13 protein-coding genes are annotated in these 16,751 nt (G+C 35.6%); 1 reads left to right on the top strand and 12 read right to left on the bottom strand.

Annotated features, from left to right (window positions below; genetic code table 11):
* From AB3I34_RS13230 to AB3I34_RS13190, 9 genes are all read right to left on the bottom strand, one after another.
* On the bottom strand, nt 1-1,084 hold a 1,084-nt coding region (locus AB3I34_RS13230; RefSeq protein WP_262231400.1), incomplete at its 3' end, for a GH25 family lysozyme.
* A gap of 17 nt (nt 1,085-1,101) precedes the next feature.
* The gene (locus tag AB3I34_RS13225; RefSeq protein ID WP_002404148.1) at nt 1,102-1,929 is read right to left on the bottom strand and encodes a glycosyltransferase; all 828 of its coding nucleotides are present in this window, start codon (nt 1,927-1,929) and stop codon (nt 1,102-1,104) included.
* Between the two features lie 10 nt (nt 1,930-1,939).
* Nucleotides 1,940-3,337, bottom strand: coding sequence for a sugar transferase (locus AB3I34_RS13220; protein ID WP_002359907.1), 1,398 nt, complete (start codon nt 3,335-3,337; stop codon nt 1,940-1,942).
* Nucleotides 3,338-3,442: 105 nt separating this feature from the next.
* Nucleotides 3,443-4,744 (bottom strand): EpaQ family protein, encoded by a 1,302-nt coding sequence (locus AB3I34_RS13215; protein WP_002359906.1) that lies wholly within the window; start codon nt 4,742-4,744, stop codon nt 3,443-3,445.
* Between the two features lie 28 nt (nt 4,745-4,772).
* Nucleotides 4,773-6,776, bottom strand: coding sequence for a hypothetical protein (locus AB3I34_RS13210; RefSeq protein ID WP_161634350.1), 2,004 nt, complete (start codon nt 6,774-6,776; stop codon nt 4,773-4,775).
* Complete coding sequence (locus tag AB3I34_RS13205; RefSeq protein WP_010712634.1) at nt 6,777-8,918, bottom strand: glycosyltransferase family 2 protein; 2,142 nt, start codon at nt 8,916-8,918, stop codon at nt 6,777-6,779.
* An 11-nt stretch (nt 8,919-8,929) separates the two neighbouring features.
* Nucleotides 8,930-12,073, bottom strand: coding sequence for a glycosyltransferase (locus AB3I34_RS13200; protein WP_002376954.1), 3,144 nt, complete (start codon nt 12,071-12,073; stop codon nt 8,930-8,932).
* Nucleotides 12,063-13,280: an ABC transporter ATP-binding protein gene (locus tag AB3I34_RS13195; RefSeq protein ID WP_002356901.1), complete on the bottom strand. Its 1,218-nt coding sequence runs from the start codon at nt 13,278-13,280 to the stop codon at nt 12,063-12,065. The genes AB3I34_RS13200 and AB3I34_RS13195 overlap by 11 nt, the downstream gene beginning before the upstream one ends.
* Before the next feature lie 12 nt (nt 13,281-13,292).
* Nucleotides 13,293-14,087: an ABC transporter permease gene (locus tag AB3I34_RS13190; RefSeq protein WP_002356900.1), complete on the bottom strand. Its 795-nt coding sequence runs from the start codon at nt 14,085-14,087 to the stop codon at nt 13,293-13,295.
* Between the two features lie 246 nt (nt 14,088-14,333).
* Between AB3I34_RS13190 and AB3I34_RS13185 the strand changes: the two genes are divergently transcribed.
* Complete coding sequence (locus AB3I34_RS13185) at nt 14,334-14,675, top strand: EamA family transporter (RefSeq protein ID WP_002356899.1); 342 nt, start codon at nt 14,334-14,336, stop codon at nt 14,673-14,675.
* Between the two features lie 73 nt (nt 14,676-14,748).
* On the opposite strand, the gene AB3I34_RS13180 is transcribed toward AB3I34_RS13185, so the two are convergent.
* From AB3I34_RS13180 to rfbD, 3 genes are read right to left on the bottom strand one after another with little or no spacing between them, the layout of a single operon-like run.
* Nucleotides 14,749-15,099, bottom strand: a complete 351-nt coding sequence (locus AB3I34_RS13180; RefSeq protein WP_002356898.1) for a DUF2304 domain-containing protein — start codon at nt 15,097-15,099, stop codon at nt 14,749-14,751.
* Nucleotides 15,099-15,824, bottom strand: a complete 726-nt coding sequence (locus AB3I34_RS13175; RefSeq protein WP_002366952.1) for a glycosyltransferase family 2 protein — start codon at nt 15,822-15,824, stop codon at nt 15,099-15,101. The genes AB3I34_RS13180 and AB3I34_RS13175 overlap by 1 nt, the downstream gene beginning before the upstream one ends.
* A 58-nt stretch (nt 15,825-15,882) precedes the next feature.
* The gene (gene rfbD, locus AB3I34_RS13170; RefSeq protein ID WP_002356895.1) at nt 15,883-16,725 is read right to left on the bottom strand and encodes a dTDP-4-dehydrorhamnose reductase; all 843 of its coding nucleotides are present in this window, start codon (nt 16,723-16,725) and stop codon (nt 15,883-15,885) included.
* Between the last annotated feature and the right edge of the window lie 26 nt (nt 16,726-16,751).

Genomic DNA, 16,751 nt, shown 5'->3' with positions numbered 1-16,751 from the left:
TTTGGTCAAATAGTTTGATATTTCTGTAGTCAGTCCAATAATTATTTCCATCAGATTCAAACTGATAATACTTATTGTTAGATGTCGTTACCGCTTCTTTTTTAACTTTTATGTCTTTGTTTAAAAACTGAGTTACAGATCCTAATTTTTGATAACCTTCTGTCCCCCATGGTCTATTACCATATTCATCAAAAGGAGTAGATAAAATATTTCCGTCCTTAATTAATGATTTCTCTTCTGTAATGATATCATAACCGCTAAGCGATTTCACAAAATAGTCAGTAAAGCTCATAGAAATATCAAAAGGATGAGCAATACCTGGAAAATAAAACTGCGAGCTCCATTGCCAAGCCCCATATTCTTGATTCCAAATTGAATCTGCAGCGGGATAGAAGGGATACTGAGCAACCCAAATATTTTTATATCCAAATTGGTTAGGATCAATATAACCACTATTTAACCAATTTTTCCCTGTATATAAAAGTGAATAATTGTATCCATGTGCTTTAACTTGATTTATAAAAGATTTACTATTTTCAGTTACATCCCCCTGCAATAATTCCGTTGCTTCAGCATCGTTAACTGCAATAGTACTTGAGTTCAGTTTCAATTTTTTCATATAATTTACGAAATAATTTGCTTCTTGAATTGCTTCCTCAGAAGTCGTATATCTACTAAAATGATACACAGAAACTACCAGGCCTGCACTTTGGGCATTTCTAATTTGACTTTCTGCGTATGGATTTATATAGGATGTACCATCCGTTAATTTTACTACCACACCTTTAATTCCATATTTATTTTTCATTAATGAATATTGTTCAATAGATATATACTCATTCCATGAAGAAACATCAATAAAATCTTGTCTAGGGGTGTTCTTATCACCAGCATTAACATTTACTGGTGATAAATTTTGTAAAGATCTCATTGCAACTAGATTAATTGTTTCTTCTGATGCTTTAATGTAATCCCCCATTTTATTGTTTTCTGTAAAATATGATTCCTGAAGCTTATCTGAAGCAAAAACCGTTTGGCTCCAAAAACAAATAGGAAGTAACAACAGTAATAAAATTTTTTTCATTATTCTCTCCTTGAATATTATTTATTTCTCAACCTTTTTTGATAAATCACTCCACGTATACCATTAGGAAGTAAACTAATAATTGAATGTACTGCAGAAACAAATATAAAATCAGAAAAAGATCCTAAACCTTCCCGATATATTACTTTACGCGCTTTTAATCCTGGTACTAGGTATTTAATCCCGCCACGCCTAGAATACATATCTTTTCCGCCTCTAGCATAAACCAAAATCTTATTTATATTTGCCGCTTTTTTATCTTGTTTCAACAGCCTTATCCAAAGATAATAATCTTCAAACCCCTTCAAAGGTTTATAGTTACCAACCTGAATAATATCCTCTTTTTTATACATAACTGTCATATGATTAAATGGATTTCTTCTTTTCGAAAAGCGGCGAATTTCCTCGTTACTTTCTGGTACTATACGTCTTCCCAAAATATTGGTAACATTCCCCTCAAATTCTATAATATTACCACCAACAATCGCTAAACTTGAGTTTTCTTTAAATAATTTATACTGAACTTCCAATCTGTCCTCTACCATAATATCGTCTGTGTCCATTCTTGCAATTAACTCATTTCGGCAATTTAAAACTCCCTCTGCCAACGCTATACCTAATCCTTTATTTTCTGATAACGAGTAAAGACTTAGTTGATTGCCTAATTTTCGTTTATATTCATCAATAACTTCATCTAGTTCTAACGTTAAAGGGCCATCTTTTACTAAAAAAATTTCTTCAGGTTGAATAGTTTGTCTTAAAATACTCTCCATTGTGTCAATTAAATACTCTGGTTTTTCATTTTTGTAAATTGACATTAGAATACTTATAGGCACAGTCTCCACAATAAAATCCTCATTTCAATAACTTTATATTTCGTTCTTTTAAATAAGAACAAGTAATCGTTTCACGTTCTTCAGACTCATCCAATCCTCTTGATGATACTTTATCAAAGAGAATTTTGATAGTTTGAAGCAGAATTTTCATATCCAATAGTAATGAATAATTCTTGATGTACAGTAAATCAAAGTTCAATTTACTATTGTAGTCAGAAGCATACTTCCCATAAACTTGGGCATAGCCAGTAATCCCCGCACGTACATTGTGACGTAAATAGTAATTCGGGTTTTCCTGATTAAATTGATCAACAAAGAATGGTCGTTCAGGACGTGGTCCGACAATGGACATATCCCCGCGAATAACATTGATTAGTTGTGGCAACTCATCAATACGTAAAGCGCGCAAGTATTTACCAACTATAGTGACGCGACTGTCGTTACTTGTAGATAAGACTGGACCTGATTTTGCTTCCGCTGTTGCCGACATCGTTCTAAATTTTAAAATCGAGAACTCACGTTGATCTAATGTAATCCGAGTTTGTTTGTAAATCACTGGTCCCGGTGAGGTTGCTTTGACTAAAATTGCTGCAATAAGCATTAAGGGGGAGGTAATCACAAATAGGCAAACAGAGACTAAAATATCGAATAAACGTTTAATAAAATTCTCTTCTGGTTGAATTTCAAAATTTGAGACTTCGATAATACTTTCATCTTCAAAGTTCATCATGTTTGGTTTTAACATAATTAGATTTTCAAAACTTGTATCTAAAAAGATTTTTTTCTTGTGTTTGACAATTAATTGATACAATTTTACTTTTTCGTTCTCATCAACATTACTTGAAATATAAACAATATCGATTTCATCGATAATTTTTTTTAAGTTTTCATAGTAATTGCTGACAACAACGCTCGTTACTTTATGCTTGTTATTTTTATCAGACATAAAGTTTTGAATTGAACGCATGACTTGATTTTCTTTACCTAGTAAAACAACTTTTCGCTCATTGCTGACCTTTAAGTAAAGATAATAAACAAGAATTCGCCAAAGACTTAGAACAATAATTCCTATTATAAAGGAATATCCTAAAACAGAACGCGGGAACGTAAACCAACGTCCGGCAAATGTCACAATCATAATCGTTAAAGTCATTAAAATTTGACCAATCACCGTGACAAAAATGATGTCACTAATTTTGCGATTATAAAAAATATACGCACCTAACAACAAATTCAAAAAGATAAAAAAGATTGAAATGTAAATTGCAGATTTTTCATAAGCCACAAAGTTAAATGAAGGAATTTCTCGGCCAAATTTCACCATAAACCCTAAGATGATTGATAAATTATAGAGCAAAACGTCTGCTAAAATAATTACAATCCGTCTTGCATTACTCCATTCACTTTTTGATGTCATTAAAAACTTCCTCTCTTCACTTCCAGTAATTACATTATTTGTAATAACATGCAACCCCTATATTACCATAATGTCAGCGGACAAGAAAGTTCTATAGGATGAAAATTATCTGCGATGTCTTTGGACACGACTTAATTCTTCAGGTTGGTCCCAGCCCTCTTCGTCAACAGGTGTTATTGGGCGCTCTTCATTACTAACAGGACTTGTTTGTTTCATTTGTTTTCTTCTTTTAGGCGTCGTTGGTCTTTCATGTCTTCCTCGTTTTTTCTCTGGCCGGAAGTAGAAGGCTAGCCCAAGGAAACTATAAACAATCGGCATCCAATGAGGCGCTAATAAAATATCTTCCATAAATGAATGAATCCAGATTAAAAGGAAGCCTAAAAGTAAACTAACTTGCAAACGATCCAATTTTTTTTTGCGGAAACCAATCAATAAAATCATACTGACTAAAAAACCAAATAAAATCAGATAGCCGATGACACCAAAATTACTTAACGTAAATAGAAAAGCATTATGTGTCCCCAGCGGTTTCCATGAGGCCACAAAAGGCTCCATACCGATTTTAATATGTTGAGGATTAGATAACCATTTAGCAAAAAACTCATGCCAAATTCGTTCTCTTCCTGTAAATAAATCAACAGTATCTGTTTCCGCACATAAGTAAAATAACAACGGTCCCAATGCAGCTACTCCGACAAAACCAAACAGCCAAACTTTCGAACGTTGCAAGAAACGTTTTGGTAAAAGATTATCCACCAGAATAAAACCAACTAAAATGGCAAAAGAGGTTTTTGATTGACTGACCCATGTACCTAAAACACCACCAATGTATACAGGTAAAAGCAGCAGGTTAAAAACCTTATTTCTATATGCTTTGATCAAACTACTGGCCATCATTGTTGAAAACATCAACGTTGCACCAATCGTATTGGTATTAATCCAAATACTTTCTAGTTTATTTGATTCTTTAAAAATTTCGTCTACTGGAATCAACTGAGGCAACTCCACGGACATCCGATACAAAGTCGCACTCAAAGCAACTAAAGAGACAATTAATAAAAGCGTTTGATCCAAACGATCAAAGACACAAACTTTAAAACAAAGAACCAACAAAATAATTAAAGGAATCATTGTATCTGTTTGCATTGTGCTTTGACGGATTGATTCCGTAAAGTGAAACAAGAGCCAGGTGGCTAGCGCCAACGCTACGGTCAGCCAGTCAATAAATTTTAATTTCGTACAATTTAATAGCAGTACAAGTATTACTGCTATTAATAATAAAATTGAACTATTGCCATACATATATTTTGTGACTGGCGCATCAATTCCTACGACCCACATCGTATACGAGCCAATCATTGTAACTAATAAAATAAGTCGACCGATTCTATTCAATACTTTTCCCATATTCAAACCTCATTCCATGAATGAATCACTAGTCGTTTATTCGATAAATATATGCCCCGTTCTGATCAGGTCCATATAATTTTTCAAAATGAATCGTTGATGTTTCTAACGGTTCTAATGGTTTATAAACGACCGCATATTTAATCCCATATTCTTTTAATTTTTCTGGAGATAAACGAGCAATAATCGCATCTTTTTGCATCAACTCTAAAACAGGGGTCTGATTTCCTACTTCAACATTGATGTGCGCATAGCGATTATAAATAAATGTGTCTTTTCCTTTTGGATCTAATGGTTTCCAAGCCTCTAAGTCAGGTGTAAAAGCAACACCGTTAAATGTATGCACACCTAACATTGGCAAATAGCCATACATCAAGCGTTCGCCCACCCACAATTGGTTGGGGTCTTTTTTGTTAATTTCTTCCACTTCTACCGCTAATTTTTTTCCATAGACAGCAGAAACGCCTCGAGAAATTGGATTAACAAAGGCACCAGAAACCATAATGATTCCTAATAAAACAAGGACAAATAACGTGCGCCAACGTTTAAATAAAGCAACAATTAAAACGGTAGCGACAACTAAGACACCAATGATGTCCATTCGTGTAACGTATAACCGTAAATTGCCCGTATATAAAACAAAGAAATATAGAACAACATTTAATCCTAGCGCTCCTAACCAGGCCATCATTGGAATTTTTGCTTGACGATTCCATAAATAATCGATGAACCATAAACTCAACAACACAGCTGCAAACCCGAAGGATAACATCGCCCGTTGTTCTGGCACATAAGACCACAATGTCAACTTAGCAAAAATTGTTGGAAATTGAACGCTCATCCAAACTAAGTTAAATAAACAATACACGAATAAGACAAAACCGTAAATGTTTTCTTTGATTTTTTTATAAAAAATAAATGGTGAGAGCGGCAAAATAACAAAAAATAATTGATAAAAACTACTGATTTCCGAATTATTGGAATATGGAACATCTTGAAACGGCATTTTCCAATTTGTTAAAAATAACAAAATATCGCGTTTAGGCATATCGCCACCTAAACTTACCCGTTTTCCTGGATAAGCGGTATCCATTACTGCTTTTAAGGAATCCAATGAGCCATATAGCGATCCGCCAACAATAATCGCCGTCATCAAGAGTGCCCCACCTATCAGGACCCCATCCCACTTATCCAACTTAATTTTTTTACGAAATTCTAAAAAGAATAAAATTAAAAATAATAAAATCAAATAACCAAGTGGTACTTGTAACGCAGGATAAATAACTAAAACAAATCCTGAGGCCATAATAACAGCCGTTATCGCACAAATGACACGACGTCGAACACTACTATGATAATAGAAATAATTATAAATTCCCACTAAAAAACCTAAGCCAAAAAATACTAAATCTCCAACTGGCGAGACAAACCACCATTGAAGGGCCGAAGAAAACGGAATCCAAACACTTGCTAACAAAGCTAAATATTTATTCCGCCGTGTGACGATCAAGCCAATTTCAAAAGAAAATAAAATTAAGCCAATTAATTTAAGATTCCAATACCATGATAAGCCATATTCTTTGCCTAATAGTACATAGCCCCACGTAAAAGGTTTCGCTAACGTGGCCAAATTCCACGCTGGTGAATTATAGCCTACCACCATGTCTTGCCCATTTAACGTAATCACATCATTATGTGTTTTCAAACCTGTTTGTGTTTGTGAGAGGCTAAATGGGGTTTGAACGAGCCATTCATCCGAGCGAACACCTCTTGGTTCACCAGCAATTAATGAACTTTTTTGGCCATCCGCATATTCAGAAACATACGCATCCCACATGTTTAATGAACTACCATGGACTTTAAAGGCGACCAGTAAAATAAAAATGACTGCCGCTAGCAGATAGCGCCAGCGTAACAAATGATCAACCAAGCGAGCACTCTGCTCAGCTTGGTTGCGTAATGGTTGTTTTTCTTTTCTTGTAGTTAGTTGTTGTTCCATCTTTTCGCTCCATTTCGTCATCCGCAATTGCATCTAGTCAATTCGTAATGAAAAGTTGGGAATATCCCTTGTCAGATTAGGATTATAAAATGGATCATTTTCAATTAAAGGTCCCCATTTTTCTTCCATCATCACTTTTTCTTGTTCAAAACGTTTTTTCTTTTTGCCTTTATCATCATATCCACGAGTTTGAGATTCAAAATGATAAAGCTCTGCTTCATGAAGCCAAACATTGTCACGTCCTAAAGCTTGGACTTTCAGGCATAAATCAACATCATTGAAAGCTACGGTAAATGCTTCTTCAAAACCACCAACTGCATCAAAATCTGCTTTTTTCATAAGTAAGCACGCGGCAGTTACTGCTGAATAATTAACATTAATAGCTAACCGCCCAAAATATCCTAAGTCACCATGGGGATAACCATAATGACCATGTCCAGCGACACCACCTAATCCTAAAATAACGCCTGCATGTTGGACCGTATTATTTGGATACAATAATTTCGCACCTACACAGCCAATCCGTTCTTGCTGAGCAAATGAAACCATCAATGTTAACCAATTCTCTGTAATCACTTCGGTATCATTATTTAAAAATAATAAATACTCTCCGTGCGCTTTTTTCGCTGCACGATTGTTAATAGTTGAGAAATTGAATGGAATATCGATTGATTCAACGAAAAAGCGGCCAGGTAATTGTTGTTCAAATTCTGCATATAATTCGTGCATTTTTGGATCTGTACTTCCATTATCAGCCATAATAATCTCGTAATTTTGGTAGGTTGTTTTTTCAATAATCGATGAAACACAACGTTGTACGTCTTTATAGCCATTTTTAGTTGGAATAATAATTGAGACTAACTTGTCGGATTTAATGTCATAATAAACATCGTATAAGCCATTCGCCGCCCCATGCGTTGCATGACCATTAATACCTCGACGAACGAGCGCATCTTGCACGGCTCTTAGCCCCGCTTCAAAAGCATAACCTTTTGAGCCCTGATCCACTGCTGTTGAGGTTGGCAGCATCCGCCAATAGTAAAGAACTTTTGGAATATGTTTGATGCGTTCTTTTGTCGTTTTTTCAGTAAATCTTAAGACTAAATCGTAGTCTTGAGAACCTTCGTAACCTTTTCGAAAGCCGCCAATTTCTTCTAGAATACTCCGACGATACACGCCTAAATGCGAAATGTAATTCGTTCCTAAAAGTAAATCAGGTGACCAATCTGGTTTAAAGGCTGGATCAGAACGATTTCCATCCATGTCAATCTTATCTTCATCACTATAAATTAAATCCAGTTCTGGGTTTTCATTCAGCACTTTAACCACTTCATAAAAAGCATTGATCGCTAATTCATCATCGTTGTCTAGTAAGGCGACAAATTCTCCGGTAGCAATCGCTAAAGCAGAGTTGGTTGCTTCGGAAATATGACCATTTTGTTCACGAAAGACGACCCGAATTCGCTCATCCAATTGTTGGTACTCTGTTAAAATCTTTTTGACATTAGGATCTGTTGAGGCGTCATCGGCCATACATAATTCCCAGTTAGTATAGACTTGATTCAAAATAGAATCAATGCACAACCGAAGCCATTTTTCTTCAACATTATACACTGGCATCGCAATGGAAATTTTAGGTTGGTAATGAAATGTTGCGATTTCTTGCGTCATCGCTTCTATGTCTAGTACTTCATTTCTAGCTAACCAGTTAGGATACGAAGCTTGATTTCTTAGTTTCTCAATTTTCGCTCGTTGAATGGTATGAGAAATACCATTTTTAGCCATATACTTAAATCCTTTTTTGGCTTTTATCCAAAGACGAGTTACTTTATCTTCTGTCCCTGGAATCACTGGATATTTTTTATTCAAGGGAAAATCCACCGTTACAACATGTGCTGATGATTGAAAATGAAAAGGGAGTACTTTTTTTTGTTTAATTCCTTCAAGTGTAACAACAAAGCCAGCTTCAATCGCAGGCTTTGTTTGATAAATTTGATTAACATCTTCACGTAAAACGCGCTGAATGTTATAAGCGGACACTTGGTTTTCATTATTAATTGTGAAAGTTGGGCTTTCTTTAGTGATTGTATCCAACGCCCAACCTGTAATGGTTAAATTATTTGTTGTTTTGTCGCGATAGATACTATCAAAGATCACCTTAATGTCTTCATTCATGTGCATTCTCCTTATAGATGTTTCGGATTTCGGTAAGGATCAACTAAAGCTTCCGCAGTCCATTTTTCCGCAAGTTCTTTATAAGATCCTTTTTTATCATGGTTTTGTATTTTTTCGTCTGCTTTCAAAATTGCATAGGACACATATACATTTCGTTTACCAGCGCTAGCAAATTGTAACGATAAATCGACACCCATCCACTCTTTTCCTAAGTTTTCGTTAATTCCTTCTAAATTTAGGTAAAGTTGTTTGTTGAATAGTAAGCAGTCTTCAGTTGCCGCTTGAATATTTCTTGGTAAAGCAATTCTGTAATAGTAACCTAAGCTTTTACCAGGGGTGCCTTTTTCGGGATAAAGTAATCGACCTTTGTCTGTATCAACTGATACTCCCACCGTTTCCACGCGATAGCGTGCGTCAACTACGCGGCCAGTCACTAAACCAGAGGTCTCTTGTTGACCAATGTTCATTAACTCTTTTAACCAATCATTTTTCGTTGGTACCAATCCAGCATTTAATAAAGCCACATATTCTCCCTTAGCAGCTTGAATCATGCCATGACGAGTTTCTGTTGAAACATAACGAAGACGGTCATTTTGGATATTTATTTGATTCTCGAAGCGTGCAGGCAATAGAATTTCATAATTTGTATAGGCAGTTTTTTCTAATAATTGACGTAAGTAACTACTCATATTCTCTGTATCATTCGTAATAATCAATGATACCATCGGCACATGATCATAAAGATAGTTAATTTTATAGGAACCATAAAATTCGGCAATCTCTACTTGTGCTTTTAAGCCACGGCGTTCCGTTGCCGCTTGGACCGCTTTTTGACCAGCTACATAGGCGTAACCTTTGCTTTCAGGGTTTAGAGCAGTCGATGATTCAATGGCACGCCAATGATACATCATGCCAGGAATATGCTTGATTTTCGTTGCTTGTTCCGTTGCTCGTAATACGAAATCATAGTCTTGAGCGCCGTTATATGCTGAATTCAGTCCGCCTACTTTTTCTAATAAATCACGTTTCACAACAACAAAGTGTGTAATGTAATTATGGTTTAAAATCAGTTCTGGATTCCAGTCCGATTTGTAAAACGCGTTGAAGCGACGACCATTTTCTGTAATTTTATCTTCATCAGTATAAAGAAAATCAATCGTTGGGTCTGTATTTAAAGCTTTGACCACTTCATATAATGCTTGTGGCGCTAATTCATCATCGTTATCCATGAAACCAACAAAATCGCCAGTAGCAATCGACAAAGCTGAGTTAGTTGCTTCTGAAATATGTCCGTTTTCTTCGCGATAAATAACTTTGATTCGTTGATCTAGTTCTTTATATTTTTCTAGCATGGGCTTAATATGTTCGCTTGGCGATGCATCATCTGCTAAACATAACTCCCAATTTTCATAGTACTGATTTTGTAAAGAAGAGACACATGCTGCAAGCCATTTTTCTTCGACATTATAAACAGGCACAGCGACAGAAATTTTAGGCTGAAATTGGAACGTTTTAATTTCCGCTAAAACTGCCTCCACGTCAACAGGGGCTTCTGCTTTTTCTTGTCGTTTAAAGTACCACTTCACTGAGCCCATGAAACCACGTGTCTGAATCGAACGCCATGCTCGATCAAATTTCGTACCTGGTTGAACCATGTTTGGACGCTCCACCACGTATTGAACCTTCTGACCTGATTTGGTGTCAATGTTTAGCGTGTAGGCTGGTAAATCTTCTGGATCTTTAATCGTAATGACAAAACCATAGTCTTGATCGCCTTCTAATTCAAACATATCAATAACATCACGACGGTATTCTGTTTCCACCGTATAAGTGACTGATTCACTAGCTTCTGCAATGCTGAATCTTAGCGGATAATTTGTTTGTTTGTCATACGCCCACCCTCTGATAACAGAAACGTTATTTTCTACATCGCGAGCAATATCATCGATGGTTAAATTAATCATTTTATCAAATTTAGTTAACGTAATTCGTTTATATTTTCCAGTAGGCATAGGGGATGTCTCCGTCTGTTTATTCATTTCTTCTAAAAATTGATTTCTTTCATCTAACAGTGCATGAATAAAGGTATTCTCACGTTCTGAATAGTGACCTTCAAAGAAATAATCAATGGCTACTGTCAGGTCTTTGCCTGCCATTTGTGCATCGGTTACTTCGATTACAGGTACTTGCGTATCTAAGAAATAATAGATATTCTCTTGTACCAGAAAAGCATTTGTTGCTGCGACTGGGACTGTCTCCCCGTCTATCGTCATGGATAATTTGACAATTGCCCCCGTTAAACTTGGGAATAATTTTATCAGTTGGACGTCTTCTGGTATCTTCAGTTGGAACTGTTTTGTTTCAGGTTTTTGTAAATCAACTGGTTGATCCAACTCAGTCTCTTTTTCTTCGCCGCAATTAATTAAAATATGAACGTTTTTTTCATTGTATGAATTTACTGGTGTCACTCGCTCTGGCTGTTCTACTGGTTCAGCAGTCAAGGCAAAAAAGTACTGATACACTTCGCCAAAGGGACGCGCTTTAAAAGCTGCTTGCACTTCTACAGGTAACGCTTCATACGTCGTAGGAATTTCGTTGTAGCCAACTTGATTAAATGTAAAATCTTCTTTGGCAATGTATAAACCAACTTCTGCAAAAACTTTTTCAAATCCTTCTTGTAAATAGAATGATTTATGCGTAGCATCCAACAGCCCAGTTTCATTCCACGTTAAACGATTATTAAATAAATCAATTAAGACCGAATTATGTGCCAAATTAGGGAACGTGATTAAAATTTGACCGCCTGGTTTTAAAAACGGTTTGACTTTTGCTAAGGCGCTTTGAGGATTCATTAAATGTTCCAACACATCTGCAAAAACGATATAATCAAACGTCTTACCAGCAAAGTATTCGACCCAATCATTTTCATCAATATTGCCATAAAAGGCATCTGTTGAAAATTGACTGACATGATCATAAAGTTCTTTGTCTAATTCAACAATTGAGACCTGGCACTTTTTTTCTTCCATCAAATAGCTAGTCATTCGCCCATTACCTGGACCAAATTCCAAGACATCACTATTTTCTTTGATTTGTGCTACGATTTTCCCAACACTGGTACTCTCGTCTGTTTCCATTTCAAAATCATACTTCATCTTTTGTCGTATCCTTCCATTTATGATCTAAGATGACAATTCCTTCTCCGGCATAACGACCGGTAATAAACATCGTCACGTATTTTGTTTTGTAGACTAATGGGACTGTTGCATGTTCCTCAAAGAAAGCAATATCAAAATAATATTCACCTGTTAATAATGACATTTTTTCATATTCTAAATAAAAAACATTCCGTCCTTTTTTCCAAGGAATTTGCACGCCATCTAATAACGTATTTAAGCCACAGACATAATGGTTGTCCACTGTTCGAATAGCGACCCCACAAACAGGCTTCTTAATTTGGTCATTTTTGACAGTATATTCAATTTTTACAATCACTTTTTCATCTTGCGTTACCATTTCTAATGGTTCATAATCCGCGTTTAAAAGTTCCGCATGATCCACTTCAATAATATCTGGTGTTGGGGTTTCATCTTTCATGGTCGCTTCGCGGTCAACTGTTTTAATTGATTTCTTTTTCAAAAAGTTTTCGTAATTGGTAGTCACATCCATCGTATCTCCATATTCAACGACTTTCCCGTGTTGCAACCAAAAAGTTCTGTCACAAAAACGACGGATGGAGTTTACATCGTGAGAAACAAATAAAATTGTTTTACCAGAATTTTTAATTTCCGTAAATTTTTCCATACATTTTAATTGAAACTCTAAATCCCCGACAGCCAACGCTTCATCGACAATTAAAATATCTGGGTCCACGTTAATAGCTACCGCAAAAGCCAAGCGGACAAACATACCACTGGAGTACGTTTTAACTGGTTGATACAAATGATCGCCGATGTCAGCAAAATCAATGACATCTTGGACACGCTCTTCCATCTCTTCTCGGGAAAAACCCAAGACCATTCCATTTAAGAAAATATTTTCATATCCTGAATATTCAGGGTTAAAACCTGAACCTAATTCAAGTAACGCTGAAATTTTCCCATTAATCACCATGGACCCGGAGGTTGGCGTTAATACTCCTGTAATAATTTTTAACATGGTTGATTTTCCAGAGCCATTTTCGCCGACAAAACCAATCATCTCGCCTTTTTTAATTTGCATCGTGACATCGTCTAACGCATAAAACAAATCGTGGTAAGATTTTTTGGTTGGACTAAGCGCTTCTTTAAACCGATCGGACGGCTTTTTATACATGTTGTATGTTTTGGTAATATGTTGGATATCGATTGCATATTCTGACATGTCGTTCTCTCCTTATAGTACATCTGAAAAATGTGGTTTTAAGCGTCTAAACACGGTTGAGCCAATTAATAGTAAAACAATAGTAACTCCCCAGAAATATAAGCTATATTGCCAATGTTCCCAGAACCATGCACCGCCTAAATAAGATTCGCGGTATCCTTGAACAATATAATATAATGGATTGATTTTTAAGATTGTCGCAATCATTCCAGTTGGTTGCCATAAAATTGGTAATGTCCACATAACTGTTTGCATAATGATATTGATAAATTGCATAATATCAGGTAAAAATGGTTGTGTTGAAGCAGTAATCCACGTAATTGCTGTTAAAAAGACTAATAAACAAGCTAAGTAGTAAATTAATTGCAAACTGTACAAACTTGGATAATAACCGTTAGCTGTAGTAATCACAAAACCAATTAGAATGAAAAACAAGTGGGTGTACAAGTTCGATAAAATTTTAGACGTTGGTAAAATTTGTACATTAAACACGACTTTTTTAACTAAATAACTATATTCACGAAACACATTCGTGGCTGATAATAACGAATCTGAAAAGAAGAACCAAGGTACCATCCCTGTTACTAAATAGACAATGAATGGCATATTGTCGCCAGCTCTAGAACGAAGGCCTACAGAAAAGACAAACCAATACGTCAAAACAGTTACTAATGGCGTTAAAAACGCCCAGACAATTCCTAGTGCTGAACCAGCATACTTGGCCTTAAAATCATTAAATGAAAATTGTAGTAACAATTTTTTGTTCTGAAAAATATTCTTGAAAATTGAAAATGTTTCTTTAAACATATACTTATTCCTTCCGTAATAAACTATTTTTATCTAAAATTTTTGGATACAAAAATGCCATTTTAAACAACATTTCTATTTTATCGATAAACGCCTAGCTTTTCAATAGTAGACCCCTTTTTATAAAGAAAAATTTAACTGATTTCGCTATATTAAAAAATCTTGTCCAATTTTTAGGAGATTATGCTACAATAATGGAGGTCTTGCATTTTTTGCACGGAAACTATTTTTGAGAGAAGGGAAATTATGGTTCTTTTTATTATTTACGTATTTCTGTCTTCTGCTGGTCTGGTCTTATTTAAACTAGGTTCTAGCAGTTTGAACATCCAACTCCAACAAACAATCTTTTCAATGAATATCTCACTTATTTCTTTATTAGGTTTATTTTGTTATTTAATTAGTTTTATTTTATGGATGTTAATTATTAGTCGTTCCGATGTTTCTTACATTGTTCCTTTAGGCGTTGCCTGTACAAACATTGCTATTTTAATCGCTTCAAATCTGATTCTAAAAGAGACAATCACAACGAATGCCCTTATTGGTGCTGTGGTTATTATTGTCGGCATTGTGATTATGAATCTTAAATAAAAAAGATCGCTATCCATTGAGCTGACCCTTAAAAATTAGACTTTCAGGTCCAACTTTTAAGGGTCACTACACATTAGCGATCTTTTTTATTTTCTTCAGATTTCATGATAGATAATTCTTGCAATAATGTTTTAATGCGATTTTCGTGTTTTGAAATCAACACAGAATTTTTAATTTCCATAATTAAAAGGACAATCACTGCAGCTGATAATAAGAAGTTTGATGTTGTTTCAAACCCAAAGGCCATTGCTAGCCATTCCGCCACATGCGGGAAAATAGCAAAAATAATTAAAACGATTGAGATTAATAACCAAATCAAAGCATTTTTTAGGAGAAAAATATTTTTATTAATCCCTCGAATAATGTATAAGAAAAAGCCAATTGCAAATAAAAATAAAGCTAGCCATAACACGGTTGGTAGCATTAATCTCCCTCCTTCATAAAGGCAGCAATCAGAATTGCTGAGCCGACTTCCAGCATATACTTCACAGAAGCCAAGGCACGAATCGAAGAAACACCACCAAGCCGTTCCATCATATTGACAGGTCTTTCAACAATCACAAAGCGTTTTTTAATTAAGTGAACAATCGATTCTGGCTCGGGATAATTTGTCGGATAACGCTTTGCAAAAAAAGCAATCACTTTCCGATTTCCTGCTCGATACCCCGAAGTCACATCATAAATTGTTTTACCAGAAGCCATTCGAATGCAAAAAGATAACAAACGAATACCAAAACGGCGCATTTTCGTACTTTGAAAAGCCGCTTCGTTTCCAGGAATGAAACGAGAGCCAATCGAAAAATCACATTTACCCTCTGCTAATGGTTCCAGTAAAATAGGTAAACTATTGATATCATGTTGACCATCACCATCAAACTGAACCGCCACATCATATTCATTTTCTAAGGCATATTTATAGCCGGTCTGTACCGCCCCGCCAATCCCTAAATTCAACACTAAATGAATAGCATTAATTTGGTTGGCTTCTAAAATTTGTTTGGTTCCATCTGTCGAGCCATCATTAATTACCACATAATCCAATTCATGTTGAAAATGCGTAACTTCCTGTTTAAATGTTTCAATGGAAGCAATCGTCCGCAAAATGTTTTCTTCCTCATTGTAAGCAGGAATGATTAAAAGTACCTTCATAAAGAGAAACACCTTTCCACTTTTTCTCTAACAAAACCCCTCACTTACACAAAACAATTTATTGTTGAACATTTTCTAACATTTGTGCTAAGGCTTCTTGCCAAGTAGGAATTTTAAAGCCTAACGCTTCTGTTTTACTTAAATCCATGACAGAATATTGTGGTCTTTGCGCCTTTTGTGGAAATTGAGTTGAATCCACTGGCAGTACTTCCACTTCAGTATCTTTTAAAATTTCTTTAGCAAACTGATACCAGCTACAGCTGTTTTCATTAGACAAATGATAAACACCAAATGGCGCTTTTTCCGCAATAACAAATGCCATAAATTCGGCTAACGTTCTTGTCCAAGTTGGGCGGCCAAACTGATCGTCCACTACCGTTAGTTGGTCTCTTGTTTCCGCTAATTTTTGCATGGTAAAGACAAAGTTATGACCGTATTGGCCAAATACCCATGATGTTCGAATAATATAATAGTCGTCCAGGATTTCTTGGACCGCTTGTTCACCTAATAACTTCGTCCGACCATACTCATTTAAAGGATTCGGTTGATCATCAATCGCATAGACACCTTCTTTTTTAGTTCCATCAAAAATATAATCTGTACTTACGTAAACAAGTGTCGCCCCCACTGCTTTAGCTGCTTCTGCAACATGACGTGTGCCATCTACATTCACTTTTTCATCTAATTCCTTGCCTTCGTCTTCTGCTTTATCAACAGCTGTATAAGCAGCACAATGATAAATGACGCTTGGTTGAATTTCTTTCACTTTTGCCAACGTACTATCCGCATCAGTAATATCTAATTCTGTTGAATCCGTTGAAACATACTCAATTCCTTGTTCGTCTAATAGGTGACGTAATTCTGTGCCCAATTGGCCATTTCCACCAGTAATTAAAATCATTTTTTTCGCTCCTTCTTGAAAAAAAG

The organism is Enterococcus sp. C102(2024), from assembly GCF_040888205.1.
GTDB lineage: Bacteria > Bacillota > Bacilli > Lactobacillales > Enterococcaceae > Enterococcus > Enterococcus faecalis.
The sequence above is the reverse complement of the archived record's forward strand: the minus strand, read 5'-3'. Positions and strand labels throughout refer to the sequence as shown.

Excerpts from the sequence above, each read along its gene's own strand:
- AB3I34_RS13200 (WP_002376954.1), bottom strand. The coding sequence starts at position 12,073 with ATGAAGTATGATTTTGAAATGGAAACAGACGAGAGTACCAGTGTTGGG.
- AB3I34_RS13205 (WP_010712634.1), bottom strand. The coding sequence starts at position 8,918 with ATGAATGAAGACATTAAGGTGATCTTTGATAGTATCTATCGCGACAAA.
- AB3I34_RS13185 (WP_002356899.1), top strand. The coding sequence starts at position 14,334 with ATGGTTCTTTTTATTATTTACGTATTTCTGTCTTCTGCTGGTCTGGTC.
- AB3I34_RS13210 (WP_161634350.1), bottom strand. The coding sequence starts at position 6,776 with ATGCAATTGCGGATGACGAAATGGAGCGAAAAGATGGAACAACAACTA.
- AB3I34_RS13175 (WP_002366952.1), bottom strand. The coding sequence starts at position 15,824 with ATGAAGGTACTTTTAATCATTCCTGCTTACAATGAGGAAGAAAACATT.
- AB3I34_RS13215 (WP_002359906.1), bottom strand. The coding sequence starts at position 4,744 with ATGGGAAAAGTATTGAATAGAATCGGTCGACTTATTTTATTAGTTACA.
- AB3I34_RS13220 (WP_002359907.1), bottom strand. The coding sequence starts at position 3,337 with ATGACATCAAAAAGTGAATGGAGTAATGCAAGACGGATTGTAATTATT.
- rfbD (WP_002356895.1), bottom strand. The coding sequence starts at position 16,725 with ATGATTTTAATTACTGGTGGAAATGGCCAATTGGGCACAGAATTACGT.
- AB3I34_RS13180 (WP_002356898.1), bottom strand. The coding sequence starts at position 15,099 with ATGCTACCAACCGTGTTATGGCTAGCTTTATTTTTATTTGCAATTGGC.
- AB3I34_RS13190 (WP_002356900.1), bottom strand. The coding sequence starts at position 14,087 with ATGTTTAAAGAAACATTTTCAATTTTCAAGAATATTTTTCAGAACAAA.
- AB3I34_RS13195 (WP_002356901.1), bottom strand. The coding sequence starts at position 13,280 with ATGTCAGAATATGCAATCGATATCCAACATATTACCAAAACATACAAC.